The sequence below is a fragment of the Burkholderia sp. LK4 genome (assembly GCF_001043615.1).
Classification (GTDB): domain Bacteria; phylum Pseudomonadota; class Gammaproteobacteria; order Burkholderiales; family Burkholderiaceae; genus Burkholderia; species Burkholderia cepacia.
Genome location: NZ_LDUL01000004.1, coordinates 1 through 23,568, shown reverse-complemented (window position 1 = coordinate 23,568; position 23,568 = coordinate 1). Strand labels below are relative to the sequence as shown.

General features: G+C 68.4%; 23 protein-coding genes. 7 read left to right on the top strand and 16 right to left on the bottom strand.

The window, feature by feature from the left end; genetic code table 11:
- Positions 1–280: 280 nt before the first annotated feature.
- Positions 281–589 (top strand): ArsR/SmtB family transcription factor, encoded by a 309-nt coding sequence (locus tag VK92_RS01590; protein ID WP_027789442.1) that lies wholly within the window; start codon positions 281–283, stop codon positions 587–589.
- Between the two features lie 81 nt (positions 590–670).
- Positions 671–1,732, top strand: a complete 1,062-nt coding sequence (locus tag VK92_RS01585; protein WP_042978074.1) for an alkene reductase — start codon at positions 671–673, stop codon at positions 1,730–1,732.
- A gap of 101 nt (positions 1,733–1,833) precedes the next feature.
- On the opposite strand, the gene VK92_RS01580 is transcribed toward VK92_RS01585, so the two are convergent.
- The 3 genes from VK92_RS01580 to VK92_RS01570 are packed head-to-tail and all read right to left on the bottom strand — an operon-like array spanning position 1,834 to position 5,560.
- Positions 1,834–3,126, bottom strand: coding sequence for an MFS transporter (locus VK92_RS01580; RefSeq protein WP_048021991.1), 1,293 nt, complete (start codon positions 3,124–3,126; stop codon positions 1,834–1,836).
- 13 nt (positions 3,127–3,139) lie between these two features.
- Positions 3,140–4,312: a porin gene (locus VK92_RS01575; RefSeq protein ID WP_048021993.1), complete on the bottom strand. Its 1,173-nt coding sequence runs from the start codon at positions 4,310–4,312 to the stop codon at positions 3,140–3,142.
- A 60-nt stretch (positions 4,313–4,372) separates the two neighbouring features.
- Positions 4,373–5,560, bottom strand: coding sequence for a M20 aminoacylase family protein (locus VK92_RS01570; RefSeq protein ID WP_048021995.1), 1,188 nt, complete (start codon positions 5,558–5,560; stop codon positions 4,373–4,375).
- Between VK92_RS01570 and VK92_RS01565 the strand changes: the two genes are divergently transcribed.
- Positions 5,540–6,595, top strand: a complete 1,056-nt coding sequence (locus VK92_RS01565; RefSeq protein WP_231616424.1) for a LysR family transcriptional regulator — start codon at positions 5,540–5,542, stop codon at positions 6,593–6,595. The two genes, VK92_RS01570 and VK92_RS01565, sit on opposite strands and share 21 nt — an antisense overlap.
- 42 nt (positions 6,596–6,637) lie before the next feature.
- Here the strand turns inward: VK92_RS01565 and VK92_RS01560 are convergent, their stop codons facing one another.
- A complete protein-coding gene (locus VK92_RS01560) occupies positions 6,638–7,165 on the bottom strand; it encodes a GNAT family N-acetyltransferase (RefSeq protein WP_048021999.1) in 528 nt (175 codons plus the stop codon).
- An 88-nt stretch (positions 7,166–7,253) separates the two neighbouring features.
- Between VK92_RS01560 and VK92_RS01555 the strand changes: the two genes are divergently transcribed.
- From VK92_RS01555 to VK92_RS01545, 3 genes are all read left to right on the top strand, one after another.
- Positions 7,254–7,865 (top strand): LysE family translocator, encoded by a 612-nt coding sequence (locus tag VK92_RS01555; RefSeq protein ID WP_048022001.1) that lies wholly within the window; start codon positions 7,254–7,256, stop codon positions 7,863–7,865.
- Between the two features lie 37 nt (positions 7,866–7,902).
- Positions 7,903–8,241 carry a hypothetical protein gene (locus VK92_RS01550; RefSeq protein WP_021163637.1) on the top strand — a complete coding sequence of 113 codons (339 nt, stop codon included), beginning with the start codon at positions 7,903–7,905 and terminating at the stop codon, positions 8,239–8,241.
- Positions 8,242–8,330: 89 nt separating this feature from the next.
- Positions 8,331–9,296 carry an alpha/beta hydrolase family protein gene (locus tag VK92_RS01545; RefSeq protein WP_048022003.1) on the top strand — a complete coding sequence of 322 codons (966 nt, stop codon included), beginning with the start codon at positions 8,331–8,333 and terminating at the stop codon, positions 9,294–9,296.
- Here the strand turns inward: VK92_RS01545 and VK92_RS01540 are convergent.
- Positions 9,293–10,213: a phosphatidylinositol-specific phospholipase C gene (locus VK92_RS01540; protein ID WP_156187218.1), complete on the bottom strand. Its 921-nt coding sequence runs from the start codon at positions 10,211–10,213 to the stop codon at positions 9,293–9,295. The genes VK92_RS01545 and VK92_RS01540 overlap by 4 nt on opposite strands.
- 6 nt (positions 10,214–10,219) lie before the next feature.
- Here VK92_RS01540 and VK92_RS01535 point away from each other — a divergent pair, with 6 nt between their 5' ends.
- Positions 10,220–11,257, top strand: coding sequence for a LacI family DNA-binding transcriptional regulator (locus VK92_RS01535; protein WP_048022006.1), 1,038 nt, complete (start codon positions 10,220–10,222; stop codon positions 11,255–11,257).
- 97 nt (positions 11,258–11,354) lie between these two features.
- Here VK92_RS01535 and VK92_RS01530 read toward each other — a convergent pair whose 3' ends face one another.
- From VK92_RS01530 to VK92_RS01480, 11 genes are all read right to left on the bottom strand, one after another.
- Positions 11,355–12,215 (bottom strand): carbohydrate ABC transporter permease, encoded by an 861-nt coding sequence (locus VK92_RS01530; RefSeq protein ID WP_048022008.1) that lies wholly within the window; start codon positions 12,213–12,215, stop codon positions 11,355–11,357.
- Positions 12,212–13,081: a carbohydrate ABC transporter permease gene (locus tag VK92_RS01525; RefSeq protein ID WP_048022009.1), complete on the bottom strand. Its 870-nt coding sequence runs from the start codon at positions 13,079–13,081 to the stop codon at positions 12,212–12,214. The genes VK92_RS01530 and VK92_RS01525 overlap by 4 nt, the downstream gene beginning before the upstream one ends.
- A 34-nt stretch (positions 13,082–13,115) precedes the next feature.
- On the bottom strand, positions 13,116–14,354 hold the full coding sequence (locus tag VK92_RS01520; RefSeq protein WP_048022011.1) for an ABC transporter substrate-binding protein: 1,239 nt from the start codon (positions 14,352–14,354) through the stop codon (positions 13,116–13,118).
- 195 nt (positions 14,355–14,549) lie between these two features.
- Positions 14,550–15,758, bottom strand: a complete 1,209-nt coding sequence (locus VK92_RS01515; RefSeq protein ID WP_048022013.1) for a porin — start codon at positions 15,756–15,758, stop codon at positions 14,550–14,552.
- Positions 15,759–15,925: 167 nt separating this feature from the next.
- A complete protein-coding gene (locus tag VK92_RS01510) occupies positions 15,926–16,864 on the bottom strand; it encodes a helix-turn-helix domain-containing protein (protein ID WP_021163645.1) in 939 nt (312 codons plus the stop codon).
- 63 nt (positions 16,865–16,927) lie between these two features.
- Positions 16,928–17,515: a DUF3156 family protein gene (locus VK92_RS01505; RefSeq protein WP_048022015.1), complete on the bottom strand. Its 588-nt coding sequence runs from the start codon at positions 17,513–17,515 to the stop codon at positions 16,928–16,930.
- Positions 17,512–19,014 carry an APC family permease gene (locus VK92_RS01500; protein ID WP_021163647.1) on the bottom strand — a complete coding sequence of 501 codons (1,503 nt, stop codon included), beginning with the start codon at positions 19,012–19,014 and terminating at the stop codon, positions 17,512–17,514. Before VK92_RS01500 ends, VK92_RS01505 begins: the two co-directional genes overlap by 4 nt.
- Positions 19,015–19,250: 236 nt before the next feature.
- Positions 19,251–20,591 carry an aspartate aminotransferase family protein gene (locus VK92_RS01495; protein ID WP_021163648.1) on the bottom strand — a complete coding sequence of 447 codons (1,341 nt, stop codon included), beginning with the start codon at positions 20,589–20,591 and terminating at the stop codon, positions 19,251–19,253.
- A gap of 70 nt (positions 20,592–20,661) precedes the next feature.
- A complete protein-coding gene (locus tag VK92_RS01490) occupies positions 20,662–22,164 on the bottom strand; it encodes an aldehyde dehydrogenase family protein (RefSeq protein ID WP_021163649.1) in 1,503 nt (500 codons plus the stop codon).
- Between the two features lie 191 nt (positions 22,165–22,355).
- Entirely contained in the window at positions 22,356–22,553 is a 198-nt protein-coding gene (locus VK92_RS01485) for a hypothetical protein (RefSeq protein ID WP_048022017.1), read from the bottom strand.
- A gap of 87 nt (positions 22,554–22,640) precedes the next feature.
- Complete coding sequence (locus VK92_RS01480; protein ID WP_048022019.1) at positions 22,641–23,381, bottom strand: helix-turn-helix transcriptional regulator; 741 nt, start codon at positions 23,379–23,381, stop codon at positions 22,641–22,643.
- Positions 23,382–23,568 lie beyond the last annotated feature (187 nt).

Genomic DNA, 23,568 nt, shown 5'->3' with positions numbered 1-23,568 from the left:
GGCTACCCGCCCGCGATACGCGTGCCCGATACGCTCGCGCACGTCGATGCGACGCAGGGAAGGAACGAGATCGTCGACGTGCCCGACTGAGGGCCGGATGGCGCGTGGCGGGACGGCGGCTCCGCTCCGCGCCCTTCGCGGTCGCCTTGCCCTGTCCCCGCAATCGCCCTTCGCTATCAACCCTATTGCCGGCAATGCTTTCAAACATATCGTCAAGTTCCGATATAAGATTCGCCCATCGACGATACCTCGTTACCCGAGCGAAACGCCAAACCCGTCCATGCCGACCGAACTCGACATCGAAGCGATCCTGAAAGCGCTCTCGAACCCCGTGCGCCGGGAAATCCTCGCCTGGCTGAAAACGCCGGACGTGCATTTCCCGAACCAGACGCTGCCGTATGAACACGGCGTCTGCGCGGGCCAGATCGACGCGCGCTGCGGGCTGTCGCAATCGACCGTCTCCGCGCACCTCGCGACGCTGCAGCGCGCGGGGCTCGTGACGTCGACGCGGATCGGCCAGTGGGCGTTTTTCCAGCGCAACGAGGCCGTCATCGACGCATTTCACGACGCACTGCGCCGCGAACTCTAGCCAACGGCCGAACCGGCCATGCGGGCCGCCGCCGCACATGACGCGCCGGCTTCCCCGCCTTTCGTGAAGAGGTTATCTGCCATGCCTACACTGTTCGACCCCGTTACCCTCGGCGACCTGACCCTGCCGAACCGCATCGTGATGGCGCCGCTCACCCGCGCCCGTGCGGGTACGACGCGCGTGCCGAACGCACTGATGGCGCGCTATTACCGCGAGCGCGCATCGGCCGGCCTGATCATTACCGAAGCGACGTCGGTCACGCCGCAGGGCGTCGGTTATGCCGACACGCCCGGCATCTGGTCCGACGAACAGGTCGAAGGCTGGAAGCAGGTGACGCAGGCCGTGCACGCGGCCGGCGGGCGCATCGTGCTGCAGCTCTGGCACGTCGGCCGGATCTCCGACCCGGTATTCCTGAACGGTGACCTGCCGGTCGCGCCGAGCGCCATCGCCGCGGGCGGCCACGTGAGCCTCGTGCGTCCGCAGCGCCCGTACGTGACGCCGCGCGCGCTCGAACTCGACGAGATCCCGGGCATCGTCGCCGCGTACCGCAAGGGTGCCGAGAACGCGAAGGCCGCCGGCTTCGACGGTGTCGAGATCCACGGCGCGAACGGCTACCTGCTCGACCAGTTCCTGCAGGACAGCACCAACCACCGCACCGATGCGTACGGCGGCCCGATCGAGAACCGCGCGCGCCTGCTGCTCGAAGTGGTCGACGCCGCGATCGACGTGTGGGGCGCCGGCCGTGTCGGCGTGCACCTCGCACCGCGCGGTGACGCGCACACGATGGGCGATTCCGATCCGGCGGCCACGTTCGGCTATGTCGCGCGCGAACTCGGCCGCCGCAAGATCGCGTTCATCTTCACGCGCGAATCGTATTCGGGCGACCACCTGAGCCCGCGCCTGAAGGAAGCGTTCGGCGGCCCGCTGATCGCCAACGAGCAGTTCACGCTCGACACCGCGCAAGCCGCACTCGCCAGCGGCAACGCCGACGCGATCGCATGGGGCAAGCTGTTCATCGCGAACCCCGACCTGCCGCGCCGCCTCGAACTCGGCGCACCGCTCAACCAGCCGGTGCCGGAGACGTTCTACGCGGAAGGCGAAACGGGTTATACCGATTACCCGGCGCTGAGCGACGCGGCCTGATTGCGCGACAGCCCACGCGCGATGAACGGAGCGGCCCCGCCCGTCCGTTCGTCGCGCACACCATCCCCAGGGCGGGCACGTCACGTGTCCGCCCCTCCCGTTCACCGCCTGCCTTCCACGTCGGACGCTTCCGCGAACAGCGCCAGACCGACCAGACTCGCGACGCTGCATCCCAGCACATACCACGCAGGCGCGTAAAAGCTGCCGGTCGCGCGCCACATCGCGCCGACGATCAGTTGCGCGAACCCGCCGAAAATCGTCACGCCGAGCGCATAGATCATCCCGAGCGACATCGCCCGCACCTCGGGCCGAAACGCATCGAGGATCATCACGAAGCCGGCCGGACTCGACAGTGTCATCAAGCCGATCAGCACGATCACGACCGCAACCGCGGTGCCCGCCGACGGCCACATCTTCATCGCGTAAAACGCCGGCAGCACGAGCACGGCCGACGCGACGCACGTCACGCCCACCAGCCGCTTGCGACGACGCACGCGATCCGCGAGCCGCCCCGCGAACGGCGAACCGATCAGCAGCACGGCACCGGCCGCGCAGCCCGACAGCAGCGACACCGATGCCGGCATGCCAACGGTCAGCGTCAGGAACGACGGCAGGAAAAACACGATCGTATAGGTGGTCGACGTGCCGCCGATCACGAGCAGCGTGCCGGCCGCGACCTGCCGCCACGGAATGCGCGCACGCTCGCGCGGCGCGCCGGCCGCTGCGTGCGGCAGCGTATCGTCCAGATGGCGCCGCAGGTAGAAGCCGACCGGGCCGATCAGCAGACCGAGCACGAACGGGACGCGCCACCCCCACGCGTGCAGCGCGTCGGGCGACAGTGCGCGCGACAGCGTCAGCGCGACGAACGCGCCGACGAGCGTCGCACCGCCCTGGCTCGCCATCTGCCAGCTCACCCGCTCGCCGCGCCGGCCGGTGTCACCCGACTCCATCAGCAGGGTCGTCGCGGCCCCCACTTCGCCACCCGCCGAAAAGCCCTGCAGCAGACGCCCGACGACGATCAGCAGCGGCGCGGCGAGGCCGATCTGCGCATAGGTCGGCGCGAAGCCGATGATCCCGGTGCCGAGCGCCATCAATGCGACCGTCAGCACGAGCGCGGGCTTGCGGCCGGCACGGTCCGCATAGGCGCCGATCGCGACGCTGCCGAGCGGCCGTGCGACGAACCCGACACCGAACGTCGCGAGCGACAGCATCAGCGCGCCTAGATCGCTCGACGCGGGAAAGAACAGCTTGCCGATCAATGCGGCGAAGAAACTGTAGACGGTGAAGTCGAAGAATTCGAGCCCGTTGCCGAGTGCGGCCGCAACGACCGTGCGGCGCGTTACGCGCGGCCCGGACTCGACCGGCGCAGCGGCCGTGCGATTCAGGGTATGCATCGAAAATTCCCGTTCAGAAGTTGTGATACATGCCGAGCGACAGCGTCACGGGTGTCGTCCCGGTGCGCGGAGTCGTTCCGCCCGGTTCGGTCGGCAGCGGATTGCCGTTCAGCAACACGGTCGAGATGCCGTAGTTGCGGATGAACCCCGCACGCGCGTAGAGGCCCGTGCGTTTCGACAGCAGGTAGTCGTAGCCCAGCATCGCACCGAGTGCCGAATCCCTGGCCGGCTGGCCGGCCGCGTCGCGCGCACCCGACGTATCGCGATAGACGACCGACGCGCGAATCGCATTGACGCCGAACGGCACGATCGCGCCGAGCGTGTAGACGCGCGCGATGCCGTCGCCGGCCAGCTTCGGCGCGTACTGGTTGAACGATGCGGACAGCACGATCCGCCCGGTGTCATAGACGGCGCCGAGCCCGTACAGGTCGTTGCGCACGGTGCTCGCCCCGTTGACGCCCCACACCTGGTTGTAGCTCGCGGCCAGATAGGTCGTGCCGTTGTACCACTGCAGCAGCGCGCCTTGCGCGGACGCCGCGGGTGCCCGCCCGGCCACGTTGCTCGGCGCAAGCATCAGCATCAGCGACGTGGTGCCCGCGACGATCGGCGTACGGTACGTGATGGCGTTGTCGACGCGCGCCGGCAATTGCGTCGCCCCCGGCCCGAGGTCCGAGTTGTAGCCGACGCCGCGGCTCGTCTGCACGGCTGCCGCGCCCAGCCACGTATAGACCGAGTTCGTGCCCACCGTGCCGAACACGTCGATGAACAGCGGCAGCGCCGTGCCGATCTGCTTGCCGAGACGCAACCGGCCGTAGCTGTCCGACGACAGGCCGACCCACGATTGCCTGTTGTACGTCGATTGCGCATCCTGCTGCGCGCCGCTGTTCGCGAGAAAACCGCTTTCGAGGTTGAACTCGGCGCGCCAGCCGCCACCGAGGTTCTCGCGGCCGAAGAAGCCGAACTTTGAGGTCCACTCGCCGCCGCTCTGCGTCTGCCACAGCGAACGGCCGCCGACCGTCTGGTAGTTGATCCCCATGTCGAGCGAACCATACAGCGCGACGCCCTCCGTCATCCTGCCGTTGTACTCGGGCACCGCTGCCAGCAACACGTCCTGATAGGGCACGGCGCGCGCGTTGCCGGCGCCGAACGCGAGACAGGCCGCGCCTAATGCAAATCGCTTTTTCATTCGTCATCCTTATCGTCAAGTCAACCCGGGTCCGGCCGGCGCGTCTCCTTTGCGCCTTCGTCAGTCCATCTTCAGGAAGCGTTCGGCAATCCCGGCGAAATAGGCCGCCCCCCAGCTCAGCGCGGAGTCGTTGAAGTCGTAATGCGGGTTGTGCACCGAACATCCACCCCGGGAATCGACGCCGTTACCGACCAGCACGTAGCAACTCGGTGCGCATTCGGTCATCCACGAGAAATCCTCGCTGCCCATCACGCCATCGGGCAACAGCGTGAGCGCGCCTTCGCCGGCCAGCGCCGCAATCGTCTCCACCGCGAGATCCGACGCCGCACGGTCGTTGTCCACGACACGCGAGATCGACCGGTATTCGATCTGCGCGGTCATCCCGAACGCCTGCGCCTGCGCGTCGACGATCCGGCGGATCCGTGCCTCGATTTCGTCGCGCGTGGTCGCGTCGAGCGCGCGCACGGACAACTGCAGCGTCGCCGTTTCCGGGATCACGTTCGGGGCAGTGCCCGCATGGAACGTGCCGACGGTCACGACGGCCGGCTTCAGCGGATCGACGTTGCGGGAGACGATCGATTGCAGCGCGGTCACGATTTGCGCGCCCGCGACGATCGGGTCGCTCGCGAGCTGCGGCATCGCACCATGCCCGCCTTTGCCCGTCACGGTGATCGTCACCGAATCGGACGACGCCATCATCGGCCCGTAGCGCAACGCGAAATGGCCGACCGGCACGCCCGGCGCGTTGTGCAGCGCATACACGCGTTCGCACGGGAAACGTTCGAACAGGCCGTCGTCGATCATCCGCTTTGCGCCACCGAGCCCTTCCTCGGCCGGCTGGAAGATCACGTTGAGCGTGCCGTCGAAACGGCCCTGTTCGGCAAGATAGTGGGCGGCGGCCAGCAAGATCGCCGTATGGCCGTCGTGACCGCATGCGTGCATCGTGCGCGCAACCGTGCTCGCATACGGCAGCCCCGTCGCCTCCTCGATCGGCAGCGCATCCATGTCGGCGCGCAGGCCGAGCGTGCGCACCGACGCGCCGCGCCGCAACTGGCCGACGACGCCGGTGCCTCCCACCGCCGTCGTCACGTCGTAGCCCCATGTGGCCAGTTGTTCGGCGACGAGCTGCGCGGTGCGGGTCTCGGCGAAACCGAGTTCGGGATGGGCGTGGATGTCGCGGCGGATCGCAACGAATCGGGACTCCGACTCGTGAATCGCCGCGAGTACGTGAGCAAGGTTCTGCGTCATGGATGGCTCCGTGGAATCGGCCGCCTCGCGACCGTCCGGCCAAGCATAAAGACGCGTTTCGGGTCAAAAAACTCACGAATTTTGATGCAGATAACTTTTGGTAATATCTTCCGCATCATGAAAATCCATCAATTGCGCGCACTCGTCGCGGTCACGACGGCCGGCAGCATCAAGGCCGCGGCCAAGACCCTGCACGTCACGCAGCCGGCCATCAGCAAGGCGATCCAGGAACTGGAAAACGAGTTCGGCGTGACGCTCCTCGAGCGCAAACCGTGGGGCGTGGTGCCGACGCCGGAAGGCGACGCACTGCTCGGGCGCGCCCAGGCCGTCGTGCGCGAGCTCGAACGGGCGAGCGAGGACATGGCGCACATGAAGGGGCTGCGCGACGGGCGGCTCGTGATCGGCTTCACGCCGATCGTCGCGGTGACGGGCTTTGCGGAAGCCTACGCCGCCTTCCGCCGCCACTGGCCGAACGTCGAATGCGAACTTCGGGAACTGACGTTCAACCTGCTCACGGAACAGTTGCGCAATCGCACGCTCGATCTCGCCTTCGTCGCCGTCACGGGCCCCATTGCCGAGTCGGTCGACATCAGGGCGATCCGCACGTTCGACACCGCGTTCGTCACCCGCGAGAACGGGCGCTTCGCGGGCGCAACATCGCTCGAGGCGCTGCGCGACGCGGAATGGATCCACGCCGACGCCAGCGACAACTTCCCCACCTATATCCGCGACCTGCATGAACACGCGGGCCTGCCCCCGCCGCGCTGCATCACGCGCTGCACGTCGTATGCGCTGTTCTACAGCCTGCTCGTGACCAACGATGCGATTTTCTCGTGGACCCGGCTGTCGCTCGCGGAAACCGTGTTCGGCCAGAAGCTGACGCCGCTGCCGTTGCCGATGTCGCCGCCACCGCTTCAGTTGTACCGGCTCACGCCGCCGGGCCTGCAACTGACGCGGCCCGCGTCCGATTTTCTGGCACACGTGGAGGCCGCGTTCGCGTCGCTGCCGGCGGCCGGAAGCCCGGCATTGCGCTGACACCCGGTCGCGCTGCCTGCACCGCAACTCGCCGGGAGTGCGTCAGCCCGGGACGCGCATCCGCATGAACACGCGCTGCGTCTCGTCGAGCCCGAGCGCGACGTGGTGCGCGCGGATCGCACGCAGCGTGCCGTCGAGCGTGGCGTCGTCGACGATGCTGAAACCCAGGCGCGCGTAGTACGGCGCATTCCACGGCGCATTGCGAAACGTCGACAGCACGACCTCCGCGATGCCTTCCCGCGCGGCGCGCGCGGTCACCTGCTCGATCAGGCGCGCGCCGATCCGCTGTCCGGCATGCGAAGGCGCGACATCCAGTTCCTCCAGATACAACCGCCGTGCATCGAGCAGCCGGTAGAACGCAAACCCGACGCACGTGCCCTGCGCATCGACCGCGACGACCGCGCGGCCGTCGGCGATGCGCGCGAGCACGTCGGCCGCATCGGTCGGCTCGCCATCGGCGATGTCGGTCATGCCGATTTCGCGAAACCGCTGCGCGGCGGCGACTTCGACGGCGGCCATCGCGGCCGCGTCTTCCCGCGTGGCGGGGCGAATCAGGATCGATGCGGTCATTGCGGCAATTCAGGCAGGCAGTCTGGAACGGCCGTCACTATAATCGAAACCTCATACGTTTCGAACCCCCCCACCCACGAGGTTCGTCATGACGTTGTCCGCGCTCGCCGTCTTCGCTGTCACCCTGCTCGTCACCGCCGGCACCCCCGGGCCGAGCGTCGCCGCGCTGGTCGCGCGCGTGCTGACCAACGGCGTGCGCGACGTGCTGCCGTTCCTCGCCGCCATGTGGCTCGGCGAAGCGTTGTGGCTCACGCTCGCGGTCGCTGGGCTGTCCGCGTTCGCGCGCACGTTCGCGGCCGGCCTGATCGTGCTGAAGCTGCTCGGCGTCGCGTACCTGCTGTTCCTCGCGTGGAAGATGTGGACCGCGCCGACCGAGGCCGGCGCCGACGACCTGCCGCGCGGCCAGTCGCCGTCGCGCATGTTCGTCGCAGGCATGCTCGTCACGCTCGGCAACCCGAAGATCATGGTGTTCTATCTCGCGCTGCTGCCGACCATCGTCGATCTCACGCACGTCGGTGTGACCGCGTGGGCCGAACTCGTCGCCACGATGCTCGCGGTGCTGATCCTCGCCGACTGCTTCTGGTCGCTGCTCGCGGCGCGCGCGCGAGCTTTTCTCACTTCGGCGCGCGCGAAACGGATCGCCAACCGCACGAGCGCGACCGCAATGGCCGGCGCGGCAGTGGCAATCGCGACGCGGTAGCCGCCGGTCCCGCGCCACACCGCCCCTGCCGCCCGCCATGTCGCAACTCGGGAAGATTCCTGCCGCTCTCGCCGCGCAATCGATTTCCAGTCGCGAGATCGTGCTTCCGCTCGACGCCGCGCTCGAATGCATCGATTATTGCGTGCGTCATCGCATTCCGATCTACGGATGGGAAGGCTGGGTCCTGACTGCCGACGGGCGGGTCGGACACGGCAGCGCACCGCAGGGCACCGTGTGTCTTGCGGACTGGCCGCTGGCGGATGCTGCCGCGTTCTGCCGCAGCACGATGACGTCCGACGCGCAGGCGTGGCACGACGAATACCACGCAACGACCGACCGGCTGCATTTCTGCATCACGATCGGCGACGCACGCTGATCGTCGTATCCGTGCAATCGCATGTCGGCGCGCGACCGGCAACTCGCAACGGCCGTCCGATCGTTGCTCCTGCTCCGGAGGGTTTCACCGTGAAGACCTGGTTATCGACCGTACTGGCTGCCATCCTCTGCCTGTCGGTCACGCTCACGCACGCGGCCGGCATCAAGTTCGTCCGGATTCCGGCCGACGCCGGCGGCCCTGAACTGAAGGCAGTCGTGTGGACGCCCTGCGCGGACGCCGCCCAGACGCTCACGATCGGGCCTTTCGAATTGAAAGGGCAACGCGACTGCCCGACCGTCGGCGACAAGCTGCCGCTCGTCGTGATCTCGCACGGGCATGGCGGCACGTACTTCGGCCATCACGACCTCGCCGAAACGCTCGCCGACGCGGGCTTCGTCGTCGCGGCGATCAACCATCCCGGCGACACGCATGCCGACATGAGCCACGCGGCCGACCTGCGGGAGCTGGCCGAGCGGCCAGCGGACATCAAGCGCCTCGTCGACTACATGCTGGCCAACGCGGCCGACGCCGCGCATGTCGATCCCGCGCGGATCGGCTTCTTCGGCTTCTCGCGCGGCGGCTACACGGGCCTCGTGCTGGCCGGCGCGAATCCGGATTTCGTGCACGCACGGGTGGCCTGCCCGGACCCGACCTGGCTGATCTGCAAGCAGATCCGCGACCATGACCTGCCGCGCCAGCCGCTGACGCACGATCCGAGGATCAAGGCCTACGTGCTCGCCGACCCGCTCGACGAATTCCCGACCGCCGAAACGCTGAAGGACGTGCACGCGCCGATCCAGCTCTGGGCGTCCGAAGCGGGCGGCGACGGCGTGGAGCCGGAAACGACCCCCGCGCTGGCCGGCCTGCTGCCGCGGCGGCCTGAATTCCACGTCGTGCCGAATTCCGCGCACTTCGCGTTTCTCGCGCCGTGCCCCGAACAACTGGCACACGACTCGCCCGAAGTCTGTACCGATGCGAAGGGATTCGACCGCGCGGCGTTCCACGCGATGCTCGATGCAAAGGCGCTCGCATTCTTCACCGCCCATCTTCGCTAACAGCGAAACGCCTTGCGCCACGCACCCGGCATCGGCGCATGATCGTTGCACGCGATCAGCGCGCGCACCAGCGCCCAATCGTCGTCATCGCAGAAATCGAGCAGCATCGCACCGCACGGGCCGCGCTGCTCGCGCAGCCGTGCGGCCAGCCGCGCATGAATGCCCTGCACCCGGCCGTCGCCGTGGGCAACGACCGACGGATTCGCGCCCATGCCGGTCCCGCTGCAGAAATTGATCGCCCAGCGGCCACTGTCCGGCGACGGCAGGTCCGTCAGCAGCGCGTCGATCGCACGCCACTTCCAGCCGATCGACGCCGCCACCGGCACGCGATATTCGTCCTGGATCACGAACGCGCCGTCGGGATGATCGATCGTGAACGTCGCGTTGTCGGGCCACGCGGTCAGGTCGATGCCGAGCGGCCGGCTGCTGCGAAAGCGCCGCAGCAGCACGATCGCGCCGCGCACGTCGCCGAGCGCGGGCAGCGTGCCGCCGGCATGCCAGCGCAGCCGCGGATGCCGCGCGCGATGCGCATCGAACGTCGCATCGAAACTGCGTGTGCACGCGTGCGCCGGCCATTCGTCCTTCACCGACATCACGATGCATTCGCGCGGATGTTCGTCGAGAAAACGCAAACAATCGGCCAGCACGTCGTCGAACGTCATGCCCAGCGCGATGCCGCCGTGATGGATGTCGAACGCGTCGCGCACGTGCCGGCAGCGGATGTCGAGCAGCCGCACGCCATGCGCGAGCTGCGCATCGAGCGGCGCACGCTGGGTGCGCACGAGCCCATCGTCGACGGTATACGCACAGGTGTCATGGCTGCCCGGTAGGGTCAGCGTATGCAGCGGCCGCGCGTCGTCGAGCGCCGACATCCAGTCAGCAGGCGGCGTGCGCGTATCGTGGCTCGAAGGGATCATGAATCGATGAATGACAAGGAAAGAAAACCGTGGGTGACGGCGTCGGATGTCGCGGCGCGCGCCGGCGTATCGCGCTCCGCGGTGTCGCGTGCATTCTCGCCGACGGCGAGCATCGCACCGCAGACCCGTGAGCGCGTGATGGTCGCCGCGCGCGCGCTCGGCTACCAGGTCAACCTGATCGCGCGCGACATGATCACGCAGCGCAGCAGCATGATCGGCGTCGTGACGGCCGGGTTCGAGAATCCGTTTCGCGCGCGGCTGCTGTCGGACCTGATGGCCGCGCTCGGGCAGCGCGCGCTCACGCCGCTCGTGACCAATGCGGAAGACCCGCGCCAGGTCCGGCAATCGCTCGAGCAACTGCTCAGCTACCGGATCGCGGGCCTCGTGATGACGTCCGCGTCGCCGCCGCTGTCGGTCGCGCAGCAATATCTCGAACACCGGATCCCGGTCGTGATGATCAACCGCGACGCGAATCTTCCGGGTGCGGATGTCGTCGTGAGCGACAACGCGGCCGGCGCCGCGCATGCCGCGCGAATGCTCGCGCAGGCAGGCGCGCGCCGGGTTGCGTTCGTCGGGCCGCGCAACACGAGCTACAGTGCGAGCGCGCGTGCCGCTGCGTTCGTCGAAGCGCTTCGTCGTCACGGCGATACTGATGGCGCCGCAAGCGTACGGATTCAGGACACGCCGTCCGACACATACGCATGCGGTGTCGAAGCGGCACGGCATCTGCTGTCCGGCGACACCGTTCCGGACGGCGTGTTCTGCTCGTCCGACCTGCTCGCGTTGGGCATGATCGACACCGCGCGCCAGCAGTTCGGGCTGCGCGTGCCGGAAGACTTGCGCGTCATCGGCTTCGACGACATTCCCGCCGCCGCATTCGACGGCTATGCGCTGACGACGCTCCGTCAGGATACGCAAGGCCTCGCGAACGCGGCCGTCGACATGCTCGCCGAGCGGATGCAGGCGTTCGCCGGCGCATCGCGCACGCGGGTCGTGCCGGTGACCTGCGTCGTTCGTCACAGCTGCGTCGGCCGCCCGGCGTAGCGACGTGCGATGCGCAAGCGTGCGCCAACGTGATGCATGACAGGCGCGAGCGCGCAGCCGAGCCTGCCGCGCGGCGCACCGCCGCTCTGCATCGGCGTCACTTCAACCCGCCCGCGAACCCGCGCAACAGGTAACGCTGCACATAACCGGCCACGGCCAGCGTGGGCAGCGACGCCATCAGGCCCGCGCTCATCAGGTCACCCCAGTCGATGCCGTTCTCCGTCACGTAGCCGGCGATCGCGAGCGGCAGCGTGAAGCGGCTCGGCGTCGACACGAACAGCAGCGCGATCAGGAACTCGTTCCAAGCGGCGATGAACACGAAGATCGCGGTCGCGATCAGGCCCGGCGCGCACAGCGGCAGCACGATCTGCACGAGCCGTCGAGCCAGCCCCGCGCCGTCGATGCAGGCCGCTTCCTCGTATTCGATCGGCACGTCGCGCACGAACGCGAGCAGCATCCAGATCGCCATCGGCAGCGCGTAAATCTGATACGCGAGCATCAGGCCCGGCGTCGAATCGAGCAGGTGCAGCCGTTTCGCGAGCGCGAACAGCGGCACCGCGATCGTGATCGGCGGCATCAGCTTCAACGCGAGCACGAGCACCAGGAACAGCAGGTCGAGCCGCGCCGGAAAACGCAGCCGCACGAGCGCATACGCGGCCGGAAACGCGAGCGCCAGCGCGAGCAGCGTCGTGCCGAAGCCGACCAGCAATGAATTGAAGAGCGGCGCGCCGATGCCGTTGGACCATACCGACGCGAAATGCGCGAAGGTCGGCGCGGCCGGCCAGATCCGCATCGGATGATCGAGACGTTCGAGCGTCGGCATGAAGGCCGCGCCGGCCATCCACAGGCACGGCAGCAGCAACAGCGCGAGCGCGGCGATGCGCAACGCCCACGGCAGCGCGCGACCGAATGCGGCGCCCGTGCGCGCGCGCGAAATGCCTGCGGATTGCGCCGTCATGCGCGCCGCTTGCGAACCGTCTGCCATACGTACCCCGAGACCAGCAGCGCGGACGCCGCGAGCATCAGCACCGACGCGGCGCTCGCCGGCCCGACGTTGAAGAAGCGGAAGCCCGTGTCGTAGATATAGGTCGACAGCGTCTGCGTCGCGTTGCCGGGGCCGCCGCCCGTCAGCGCATAGACCTTGTCGAACAGCTTGAACGTGTCGATCGAGCGCAGCAGCAGCGCGAGGCCGATCTGCGGCGCCGCGAGCGGCAGCGTGATGTCGCGCAGGCACTGCCACTCGCTCGCGCCGTCGGTGCGCGCGGCTTCGTAGAGTTCCTGCGGGATCGACTGCAACCCGGCCAGCACGATCAGGAAGGCCATCGGCGTCCACTGCCACACGTCGACGAGCGCGAGCGACCACAACGCGAGATGCGGATCGGACAGCCAGCGCACGCCTTCGACGCCGAACGCCGCGAGGAGCGCGTTCAGGAAGCCGTCGAAGTTGAGCCAGTTGCGCCAGATCGCCGAGCACACGAGCGTGGACAGCATCATCGGCAGGATCGCGAGCGGCAGCGCGATGCGCCGCCCCGGGAACGCGCGCACGAACAGCAGCGCAAGGCCGAAACCGAGCGCGACTTCCGCGAGCGACGCGACGATCGTGAAGCGCAGCGTGTTGCCGAAACCGGCCGTGAACGCGTCGTCGCCGAGCACCGCGCGATAGTTCGCGAGCCCCGCGAACGCGCGGCGGCCGGCCGAGTAGTCGACGTGGCAGAACGAATCGATCAGCACCTGCGCGACCGGATACAGCGCGAGCGCGGCGAGCACCAGCAGCGCGGGCCCGAGCAGGGCGACGAACGGCAGGCTGCGGCCGAAGGACTTCATGCGCGACCTCCGGCTGCCGAGTTGACGCGCGCCGTCACTTGCCGGCCGCGGCCGTCGCTTGCGCGATCTTCTGCTGCGCCTGGCGCAGCGCGGCGTCGGGCGCGGCCTGCCCCGTCAGCGCGAGCTGCAGCTGGTCGCCGAGAATGCTCTCGACCTGCTGCCAGTCCTTCACGCGCGGCCGCGCACGGCCGGCCTCGAGCGCCTTCAGCTGATCCGGATACCAGCGATACTGGCGCACCAGCGCCGGATCGTTGAACACGCTGCGGCGGGTCGGCGGAATGCCGATGCCGGCGAGGCGCGTCTGCGTGTCGCGGTTGGTCAGGTACGCGAGGAAGTCCTGCGCGAGCTTCGCGTGCGGCGCGTCCTTCGGAATGCCCATCTGCCAGATGCCGAGCATCGGCGCCGGGCCGGCAGTCTGCCCGGGCGGCGGCTGCAGCGCGATCTGCCCGACCACGCGCGACTGCTTCGGATCGTCGAGCGCCGGCACCCACGCCGGCCACACCTCGATCGACTGCGCGGCCGTGCCGCGCTGCAGCGCGTCGCGCACTTCCGCCGCGCCGTAGACGTCGACGTCCTTCGGCGCGGACGCCTTCAGCGCGAGAAAGGTCTTCAGCGCGGCCTGCGCCTCGCGCGAATCGATCGTCACGTTGCCGGCACGGTCGAACACGTCGCCGCCGTAGGCCCACAGGATCGGCAGGAAGCCCGTCACGACCGGGTTGCCCTTCGTGCCGCGGAACACGACACCCGAAACGCTCTTGTCCGCGCCGCCGACGGTCTGCGCGATCTTCAGCACGTCGTCCCAGTTGCGCGGCGGCTGCAGCTTGTATTTCGCGAGCAGGTCCTTTCGGTACGCGAACATCTCGACGTTGCCGACGATCGGCAGCGCATACAGCGCACCGGCCGCGTTGCGGCCGAGCGCGACCGCGGACGGCACGAGGTCGGCGTCGGCGAGCGATGCCGGCAGAGGCTTCAGCCAGCCGTTGCCGATGAATTCGGGCGCCCACGTGTCGTCCATCATCACGAGGTCGTACGCGCCCGTGCCTTCGCGCATCGACAGCTTGAGCTTCTGGTACAGGTTCGCGTTCGGCAGCTTGAGCAGCTCGATCTCGGTGCCCGGGTGCAGCTTGTTGAAGCCGGCGACGGCGTCGGCCAGCCCCTTTCCGTAGATGTCGTCGCGGCCCGCGATGACGAGATCCGCCGCGAAGGCGTGCGAGGCGGCAAGGGACAGCGCAACGGCGGCGGACAGCGCGCGCAGGCGGCTCAGCAAGGTCATGAGGTCTCTCTCGTTCGGCGTGGTGGCGGGACGGCCAGGCGTTGCACACGTGTGCAACGCGGGCGACGCTTCTGGCCGCCTGAAGCGAACGCCATTGTTCACGCCGATCGTTAAGAATTTATGGCACGCGGCGGGAACGGCCGTCGCCGTGCCCGGCTGCCCCGCCCCGCCTGCCGCTCCGTGCCTCCGCGCCGGTCAGAAATTCACGCGGATCCCGGCCATCACCGCCAGTTGCCGGCTCGAGTTGCTGTTCGCGAGCACCGGAATCTGCGCGTAGTTCACCGCGTTGCCGCTCGCGTCGGTGCCGAGCCCCGTCCCGCTCGCGATCTGGCCGATCGCGACCGCGTACAGCGCCGTGCGCTTCGACAGGCTGTAGTTCGTGCCGACGTTCACCTGGTGGAACCGCGTCGTGCCGCGCCCGTCGGTATGCGCGGCGTTGAAGATGTAGGCAACACCGCCCTGCAGCGCGGGCGTGAACATGTACGTGGCGTTCAGTTCGCCGATGTCGAACGTGAACGCCTGCGTGCGCGGCTGCGCGGTGGTCGAGAAGTAGCGGCTGTCGCCGAGGCGCGTATGGGTGTAGGTGAGCGCGATCGTCGCCGCGCCGAACGTGACCGACCCGCCCGCACCGAACGCGCGCATCGAGCCGGCATCCTGCAGCAGGCAGTACATCGCGCCCGGGTTGCTGCACGCGAAATCGCCGATATAGCCGCTCGCGCCGCCGAGCGCCGCGTCGAGCGGCTGGTGCAGGTCGAGGTAGCCGACCGAGAACGCCACCGGCGCGCGCGTGTACGTCGCGGCCACCGCGTAGCCGCGCTTCGCGGAGAAATCGCCGGCCTGCCCGCCGAAGCTGAACGTGCCGCCGAACGTGAAGCCGTTGAAATCGGCGCTGGTGAACTTCACCGCGTTGTTGAAGTTGAATGCGGCGTTCAGGTTGTCGACGTCGCCGAGGTGCGAGCCGTACGGTGTCGCCCAGTTGTTGCTCGACACATACGCGCCGAGCATGTCCGTGTACGAGTCGTATTGGCGGCCGAGGCCGAGCGTGCCGATCCCGTCCTGGCGCAGCCCGACCCACGCCTGCCGGCTGAACGCGGTGCCGCCCTGCAGTGCCTGCCCGTTCGCGGACAGGAACTGCTGCTCGAGCGTGAACACCGCGTCGAGCCCGCCGCCGAGCGGCTCGGCCCCCTGGAATCCGAAGCGCGACGGCACGAGGTTGCCGCCGCCCATCTGCCACGCATGGCCGCCGCCCGTGCTGCCGTCGGCGCGCGTGAACTGCTGGTTCGTCGAGTAGATGATGCCGGTGTCCACGGTGCCGTACAGCGTCACGCTGCCGGAGGTCTGCGCGTGTGCGTGCATGCACCCGAGCGTGGCCGCGGCCGCGGCCAGTCGTCTTCCGATTCTCATGTCCCGCCCCTCTGTTGTCATCGATACGCAGTGCAGATCGATGGGGTTGTCGATATGGGTGACAGGACTCTATCCAGCGAAAATTCAGGACCTCTATCGCAAATCGGCAAACCGTGGCGCGCATGGTGCGCGACGTTGCCCGGCGGCGCCGTCGCGGTGCGCGTGCGTCATTCGGGACGCGTCGTCTGGGAAGGCAGCTCGCCGAACAGGTCGCGATACTCGCGCGCGAAATAACCGAGGTGCGTGAACCCCCAGCTCGCGGCGGCCTCGCCGACGCCGAGCTGCTGCACGGATGTCGTGCGCAGCATGCGGCGCACCGCGTTCAGCCGGATCGTGCGCAGATAGCCGACCGGCGTGACGTCCGCCACGCGTTGGAAGCTCGTCTGCAGCGTGCGGCGGCTGCAACGCAGCGCGCGGCACAGTTCGAGCACGGTGACGGGTTCCTCGGGGCGGTCGCGCAGATGCTTCTCGCAACGGCTCACGATGTCGCTGTAGGTGGCGTGCGTGATGTCGCGGCGCTCGACGCCGATGCCCTGCTCGAGCGCGTCGAGGAACATGCCGAGCATCGCGTCGCGGAACATCTTGCGGGTGGCCGCGTATTCGAGGTGGCCCGGGTTGCGCTGCGCATCGTCGATCAACGACGACAGCCGCACGCCGAGCGCGACGCCCTGCTCGTCGGACAGCCGGGTCACGTGGCGCAGCTTGCGCGCGCCGGATGCGCCGAATTCGGCTTCGCACAGCTCGTCGACCATGTCGGACGCCGCGCTGATCCCGACGAGCCCCATCCCTTCCGGCGTGTGGAATTCGAAATCCTCCCCGGCGCGCAGCGCGAGCAGCGCATAACCGTCGACGGGCTGGCCCTGGAACGTGCCCGCGAGCGGCACCGACAGCGGCACCGCGAGCGACGTGCGCCCGGCCGGCGCGAGCCCGGTTTGCGCGACGCGCCGGTTGGTCGTCTCGCGGAAGAAGTGGAAATCGTCGTACAGCACCTGCGTGACGGTGCCCTTGAAGCGGCCCGGCGTCATCTGACGGTAGACCTGATGCCAGCCCGCGATCGCGAGCCCGTGATCGTGCACGTCTTCGTGTGAGCGTGACTGGAACAGCATCGGCATCTCCGGTAAAACCCCTAAACGCGGCCGCCGGGTTCCCCCGGCGCGCAACGCCACAGCTTACCCGTGCAAAATCCTGCGTAGTGCGGTTTCGAACGCAAGACAGGCCGCCGACAGCGCGGCGGCCTGCTCGCCCGTCAGGCGGACGTAGCGGCGGAACGACGGCATCCGGTTCACGACCTCGCTGCCGCCGAACGGCACGATCGCGAGCGTCCAGCGGCCGTCGCGCGCGTCGATCGCGCAGTCGGTCAGGTGCAGCGGCCGCAGCGCGTCGGCCAGCGACGGCTCGGCGACCAGCGCGGCCACCGTGTCGGCGAATCCGGGGTCGCATCCCGGCTCGGCCACTGCGTCGATGCCCGTGCGGCGCAGCCAGCCGGTCTGCGTCACCCGCGCGCGGCCCTGCACGGCCGGGCCGCGCGCGGTTGCCGCCACCGTCACGCTGACCGTATGCATCAGGAACTGGCGATCGACACGCTCGTCGATGGTCACGCGTACGCCGTTCGGCAATCGGGCCGTCAGACTGCCGCCCCCGTCGGCGTCGCGCGCGGCGCCCAGATCGGCGAGCACGCGCGCGGCGATCGCGCCGGGCCGATGGCCGGGCGGCGGCGCATCGGGCGCCGCGCGCCAGCGAGCGAGCGCAGCCTTCAAGACGCGACGTGCTCGTTGCGCAGCACTTCTTCCACCGGCACCGGCTTGAACGGATGACGGCGCTGCACGACGAGCGTCCAGAACAGCGCGTACAGCGCGGTGAGCCCGAGCATCGCGCCGAACGGCACGTAGATGTCGCGCGCGTTCATGCCCGGCGGCGTGATGTACCAGATCGCGAGCACGATGCCGACGCTCGACACGATCTGCGGCAGCGGGAACAGCGGCGAACGGTACGGGCGCGGCAGGTCCGGGCGGCGAATCCGCAGCATCACGACCGACGCGGTGACGAGCAGGTACGCGGTGCCCCACGCGCAGGTCGCCGCGAGCACGAGGTGCAGGATGCTGTCGAGATTGCCGTTGATCAGCCACGCGTGGAAGATCGGCACGATCGCCGCCGCGACGATGCCGACCACCGGCGTCTTGAAGCGCGGATGCAGGTACGCGAAACAGCGCGGCAGCGCGCCGTCGATCGCCATCCCGTATAGGATGCGCGGCAGCCCGGCCATCAGCGTGTTGATCGTCGCGGCGCCCGCGCACAGGAACGCGATGCCGAACCAGATGCGGCCGAAGGGCCCGAGCACCTGCAGCGCGAACGCGGGAATCGCGCCCGGCGTGTCGAGCAGGTGCGTGAGGCCGTCGGGGCTCACGGGCACGTTCGCGACCTGGCGGCGGATCGCCGCGCCGTACAGGAACATGCAGATCGCGACACCGACGAGGCCGAGCGCCATCGCGCGCGGAATCGTCTTGCCCGGCGCCTTCATTTCCGGCGCGAGCGGCGTGACGAACTCGCAGCCGACGAACATGAACATCGCCATCCCGACGAGCGACAGCACGGCCGGCACCGACGTGCCGACTTCCGAGCCGCCGAACCAGCCGTCGAGATGCACGGCCGGCGCGGCCGCGAGCCCGAGGATGCCGAAGATCATCAGCGACAGCCACATGCCGGCCGTCAGCACGATCTCGAGCTTGCTGAACACCTTGATGCCGATGATGTTGGTGATCGCGAACGTGACCACGAGGCCGACGCCGACGAGCCACGAGCTGTTGTGCTTCTCGAACGCCGCATTCAGCGATTCGAAATTGACGAGCGCCATGATGCCGCTCAGGATCGTTTCCGCCGTGCCGGCGAACACGTGCACGAGGAAATACGCGGAGATCGTGCCGGTGATCGCCCAGAAGCGGCCGAGCCCGCACGACAGGTAATCGTAAACAGAGCCGGCCGTCGGCAGCATCGCGGCGGCTTCCGAGAACGTGGTCGCCTGCGCCTGCATCATCACGAACGCGATGATCATCGCGACCGCGAACGCCCAGCCGCCCATCCCGAAGCCCGAGGTCGCGGTGAGAATCACCGGGCTTGCCATGATGAGGCCGACGGCGCTCGCCAGCGCGGTCGGAAAGCCGACCGCACCCGCCTTCAGCGCCGTGCCGCCGCCTGCCTCGGCCGGCGTGCCGGCGGGCGCGCCGCCCGCGGCGCCGGTAATTCCTGACCATCCCGACATCTTCGTCTCCTTCCTGAACGGGCCCGAACCTGCGCTCCGGCAGCTATCGGGGCCCCATGCTTTGCGGTCGGCCCGGGGCGGCGCTTCAGCGCTTCGATTCCCGGGCCCCCTGTCGATCACACCTTGATCCGATGTCGAAAAAATACGCAGGCAAAATAATCCGGTCATAGCGCAAATCGGCAAACCGGCGGCGGCCGCACTGCCCGCCGCCGGTTTGCCGTCACGCAATCACGCCGTCACGCGAACGGCACGGCCTCGAAGCCCGCCGCGAGCGCGTCGACGATCCGGTCGAGCTGCTCGCGCTGGATCACGAGCGGCGGCGACAGGATGATCTTCGTGCCGACCGGACGCACCAGCACGCCGTTCTCGCGCGCGACTTCCGCGACCGCGTTCGCGTAGCCGGACAGCGGGTCGATCGGCTCGCGCGTGTCCTTGTTCGCGACGAGGTCGAGCGCGAGCATCAGCCCCTTGCCGCGCACCTCGCCGACCGCCGCGAAGCGTTCCGCGAACGGCTGCAGCGCTTCGAGCAGATACGCGCCCTGCTTCGCCGCATTCGCCGGCAGGTCTTCCTTCACGACGATGTCGAGGCTCGCGATCGCGGCCGCGCACGCGACCGGGTGGCCCGCATACGTGTAGCCGTGCATGATCGCGCCGCCGAAATCGGCGTTCGCGGCGAACGCATCCTCGATCCGCGCGTTCACGACCGTCGCGCCGAGCGGCACGTAGCCCGACGAGATCCCCTTCGCGAGACACATGATGTCAGGGCGCACGCCCCAGCCGCGGCTGCCGAACATGCTGCCGCTGCGGCCGAAGCCCGTCACCACTTCATCGGCGATCAGCAGGACGCCGTAACGGTCGCACACCTCGCGCACGAGCGGCCAGTAATTGGCCGGCGGCACGATCACGCCGCCCGCGCCCTGGATCGGCTCCGCGATGAATGCGGCCACCGTGTCCGGGCTCTGGAACTGGATCTCGCGCTCCAGCATTTCCGCGCAGATCCGGCCAAGTTCTTCGGGGTCCTGCGTGAACGGGTTGCGGTACAGCCACGGCGTCTCGACGTGGAAGCAGCCCGGCAGGTTCGGCTCGTAGTTGCGGCGGAACACCGTGTTGCCGTTCACCGACGCGCCGCCGAAGTGCGTGCCGTGATAACCCTGCTTCAGCGAGATGAACTTCGTGCGGTCGGCCTGGCCGCGCACCTTCCAGTACTGGCGCGCGATCTTCAGCGCGGTCTCGATCGAATCGGAGCCGCCCGAGCTGTACAGCACGCGGCGCATCCCTTCCGGTTCGAGCAGGTCGATCACCTTCTTCGACAGCTCTTCCGCGCGCGGATGCGAGATCCCGTCGAACAGCTGGAAGTATTCGAGCTCGTCGAGCTGGCGCACGATCGCGTCCTTCACTTCCTGGCGGTTGTGGCCGACGTTCACGTTCCACAGGCCCGCGACGCCGTCGACGAGCTTGCGTCCCTCTTCGTCGAACACGTAGCAGCCGTCGCCGCGCACGATGCGGATCGGCTTGCGCTGCTTCATCTCGTTCGGGTGCAGCATCGGGTGCCAGAATTTTGCTTCGTTGTAGCTCATTGCAGTCTCCACTGTCGGATCGTTTGAACCTGGGTCGTCCGGGTTCAGGGTTCGAGGTTGATGCCGCGCGTCAGTGCGCGATGCAGACGGATTTGGTTTCGGTGAAGCCTTCGATCGCGTACTGGCCGAACTCCCGGCCGATGCCCGATTGCTTGTAGCCGCCGAACGGCATCGACGGATCGAGCGGGATATGGCAGTTCACCCACACGGTGCCGGCCTCGATCTGCGGCACGAGGTTCATCACGCGCTTCAGGTCGTTGCTCCAGATGCTCGCGGCGAGGCCGTACGGCGACGCGTTCGCGAGACGCACCGCGTCGGCCGCGTCGTCGAACGGCACGACGACGATCACCGGGCCGAACACTTCGTCGCGCACGATCGCGCTGTCGGGATGCGGATCGGCGATCACGGCCGGCTTCACGTAGTAGCCGGGCAGGTCGTCGGCCGGCGTGCCGCCCGCGAGGAACGTCAGGCCCGCGCGGCGCGCGCCCTCGATATGCTGGACGACCTTGTCGCGATGGTGCGCGGAGACCAGCGGGTTGATCTGCGCGGTCGTGTCGAGGCCCGCGCCGAGCTTCATCGACTGCGCAACGCCTGCGAGGCCGTCGGCAAGCTGCGCGAACTTGCTGCGGTGCACATAGATGCGCGACGCGGCCGCGCACACCTGCCCCTGGTTGAAGAACGCGCCGGCGGCGACGCCGTCGAGCGCCTGCGCGACGTCGATGTCATCGAGCATCACGATCGGGTTCTTGCCGCCGAGCTCGAGCGAGAAGCGCGTCATGTTCTGCACGGCCGCCGCGCCGACCAGCTTGCCGGTCGCGGTCGAGCCCGTGAACGAGATCTTCGCGATCGACGGGTGGCTCGCGAGCGCGGCGCCGCACACGCGGCCGCCGGTGACGACGTTGAACACGCCGGGCGGCACGCCGGCCTCGCGTGCGAGCTCGGCCAGGCGCAGCGCGGTGAGCGGCGTTTCCGGCGACGGCTTCAGCACGATCGTGCAGCCGGCCGCGAGCGCGGGGATCAGCTTCCACACCGCGATCATCAGCGGGAAATTCCACGGCACGATCGCGGCGACCACGCCGACCGGCTCCTTGCGCGTATAGGCCGTATAACGCGCGCCGGGCGGGAACGGGATCGACACGTCGAGCGTCTGGCCGGTGATCTTGGTCGCCCAGCCGGCCATGTAGCGCACGTATTCGACGCTCGCGCCGACCTCGATCGCGCGCGACACGTGAATCGACTTGCCCTGGTTCAGCGTTTCGAGCTGCGCGAGCGTTTCGGCGTCGGCCTCGATCAGGTCGGCGAGTTTCAGCAGGATGCGTTCGCGGTCGGCCGGGCGCAGGCCGCTCCACACGCGGGTGTCGAACGCGTGCTTCGCGCTGGCGACCGCGCGGTCGACGTCGCGTTCGTCGGCGTCCGCGACCGTCGCGAGCCGCTCGCCCGTCGCGGGGTCGTACACGTCGAGTCGCGCGGCCGCGTGGGCGGGCTGCATTTCGCCGTCGATGAAGAGGCCGAAATCGCGCGCAACGAAAGTGCGCACGGTGTCGCTGACGGCGACGAAGTTCGTGGTGCTCATGGGCGTCTCGAGGATTGTCGTGGCTGGACCGCGTGCGTGTGAGGCACGCGGGCGTCGGATCACTGTATCGACGAGGGTTCGCGCAAGGTGAGCGCAAATTGGCAGCGCGTGGGGAGAAGGCGGCGGGGTCGAACCGCGCGGGAGGTCAGGCGGGGCGAGGCGAAAAGCCGGTATGGGAACGGACCGGACAGCTAGTTTCTGAAACCGTGCGCCATCGACGCCAGGAAAGCGTATGCCTGGTAATCCAGCCAGTAAATGCCGAGCGCAAGCGGGATCAGGAAATACAGCGAGTCGTAAGTCCCGCTTCGCACGGTTCTGATGATGAAAATCGGTAGCGCAATGCTCAAGGCGATGACCACCAGCGAAGCGGCAATGATTGCGACGTCCATGTTCCCGGCCCGTTGATTTTTATCGAAACGGCGATCGCGAAGGTTCGAAGTCCGGGCCGCAATTATCCGATGAATTTATCCGATGAATTACAGGAACAGCGCCCCCACCAGTTCGGTGCGGTTCGACACGCCGAGCTTGCGGTACATACGCATCAGGTGCGTCTTGACGGTCGGCTGGCCGAGCGCGAGATCGCGCGCGATCTCCTTGTTCGAGCGACCGTCGCGCACGAGGCGCGCGATCTGCTCCTCGCGGTAGGTCAGCCGCTCCTCGCAGCCGATCCGGTGGATCCCGCTCCGCACGCGCAGCAGCGGGCTCAGCGCGGCTTCGGCAACGGGCTGCAGCCGCGCCAGCGCATCGATCTCGCCGGGTGCGAACCGTCCGGCCGTGGCGGCATCGGCCACGCCGCCGCGCGTATCGCCCGCCCCGAAGCGCAGCAGCGAGAACGCGCCGACCGTCCGGCCCGCGTCGCGCAGCCAGATCTCGACGACGTCGGCCACGTCGTGCCGTCGCAGGAAACGGGTCCAGTACGCGGACGCGTCGCGTCTTTCGTCAGGCAATTGGGACTCGAGCGTGACGACCGCGCGTTCGCCCGCAGCGCAACGCGACGGATGCAGCGGATCGAGCATCCGGTAGCGCGCGACATAGGTGCGATGCATCGATTCCGGCATCCCGAACAGCTCGAAATCGGCCGGTTCGCCGCTCTGGTCGAGCCGGTAGAACACGATCGCGGACGGGCTCGCGAACGCGTCGAACGCATCCACGCACGCGCGCAGCGCACGTGGCCAGTCGTCGGAGGCCGGATCGGCGGGAACGGTCGGGAGCGGCATGGTGAAATCGGCTGGCGGCGCGAACGTCTCGAAAATCGAAGTTCGGGCCAGCCTATCGGCGCCGAAAAGCGCCGGTGAGCACAAATCGGCAAATCGTCGCGGTTTGGCGGCAGGGGCTAGTGTGGCTGGTGTCGCCGGTGTCGCCGGTGTCGCTGGTGTCGCTGGTGTCGCCGGTATCGCCGGTATC

What these genes read in the sequence shown, in the direction of transcription:
- VK92_RS01590 (WP_027789442.1), top strand. Translation starts at nt 281, where the DNA reads ATGCCGACCGAACTCGACATCGAAGCGATCCTGAAAGCGCTCTCGAAC.
- VK92_RS01585 (WP_042978074.1), top strand. Translation starts at nt 671, where the DNA reads ATGCCTACACTGTTCGACCCCGTTACCCTCGGCGACCTGACCCTGCCG.
- VK92_RS01580 (WP_048021991.1), bottom strand. Translation starts at nt 3,126, where the DNA reads ATGCATACCCTGAATCGCACGGCCGCTGCGCCGGTCGAGTCCGGGCCG.
- VK92_RS01575 (WP_048021993.1), bottom strand. Translation starts at nt 4,312, where the DNA reads ATGAAAAAGCGATTTGCATTAGGCGCGGCCTGTCTCGCGTTCGGCGCC.
- VK92_RS01570 (WP_048021995.1), bottom strand. Translation starts at nt 5,560, where the DNA reads ATGACGCAGAACCTTGCTCACGTACTCGCGGCGATTCACGAGTCGGAG.
- VK92_RS01560 (WP_048021999.1), bottom strand. Translation starts at nt 7,165, where the DNA reads ATGACCGCATCGATCCTGATTCGCCCCGCCACGCGGGAAGACGCGGCC.
- VK92_RS01555 (WP_048022001.1), top strand. Translation starts at nt 7,254, where the DNA reads ATGACGTTGTCCGCGCTCGCCGTCTTCGCTGTCACCCTGCTCGTCACC.
- VK92_RS01550 (WP_021163637.1), top strand. Translation starts at nt 7,903, where the DNA reads ATGTCGCAACTCGGGAAGATTCCTGCCGCTCTCGCCGCGCAATCGATT.
- VK92_RS01540 (WP_156187218.1), bottom strand. Translation starts at nt 10,213, where the DNA reads ATGATCCCTTCGAGCCACGATACGCGCACGCCGCCTGCTGACTGGATG.
- VK92_RS01535 (WP_048022006.1), top strand. Translation starts at nt 10,220, where the DNA reads ATGAATGACAAGGAAAGAAAACCGTGGGTGACGGCGTCGGATGTCGCG.
- VK92_RS01530 (WP_048022008.1), bottom strand. Translation starts at nt 12,215, where the DNA reads ATGACGGCGCAATCCGCAGGCATTTCGCGCGCGCGCACGGGCGCCGCA.
- VK92_RS01525 (WP_048022009.1), bottom strand. Translation starts at nt 13,081, where the DNA reads ATGAAGTCCTTCGGCCGCAGCCTGCCGTTCGTCGCCCTGCTCGGGCCC.
- VK92_RS01520 (WP_048022011.1), bottom strand. Translation starts at nt 14,354, where the DNA reads ATGACCTTGCTGAGCCGCCTGCGCGCGCTGTCCGCCGCCGTTGCGCTG.
- VK92_RS01515 (WP_048022013.1), bottom strand. Translation starts at nt 15,758, where the DNA reads ATGAGAATCGGAAGACGACTGGCCGCGGCCGCGGCCACGCTCGGGTGC.
- VK92_RS01510 (WP_021163645.1), bottom strand. Translation starts at nt 16,864, where the DNA reads ATGCTGTTCCAGTCACGCTCACACGAAGACGTGCACGATCACGGGCTC.
- VK92_RS01500 (WP_021163647.1), bottom strand. Translation starts at nt 19,014, where the DNA reads ATGTCGGGATGGTCAGGAATTACCGGCGCCGCGGGCGGCGCGCCCGCC.
- VK92_RS01495 (WP_021163648.1), bottom strand. Translation starts at nt 20,591, where the DNA reads ATGAGCTACAACGAAGCAAAATTCTGGCACCCGATGCTGCACCCGAAC.
- VK92_RS01490 (WP_021163649.1), bottom strand. Translation starts at nt 22,164, where the DNA reads ATGAGCACCACGAACTTCGTCGCCGTCAGCGACACCGTGCGCACTTTC.
- VK92_RS01485 (WP_048022017.1), bottom strand. Translation starts at nt 22,553, where the DNA reads ATGGACGTCGCAATCATTGCCGCTTCGCTGGTGGTCATCGCCTTGAGC.
- VK92_RS01480 (WP_048022019.1), bottom strand. Translation starts at nt 23,381, where the DNA reads ATGCCGCTCCCGACCGTTCCCGCCGATCCGGCCTCCGACGACTGGCCA.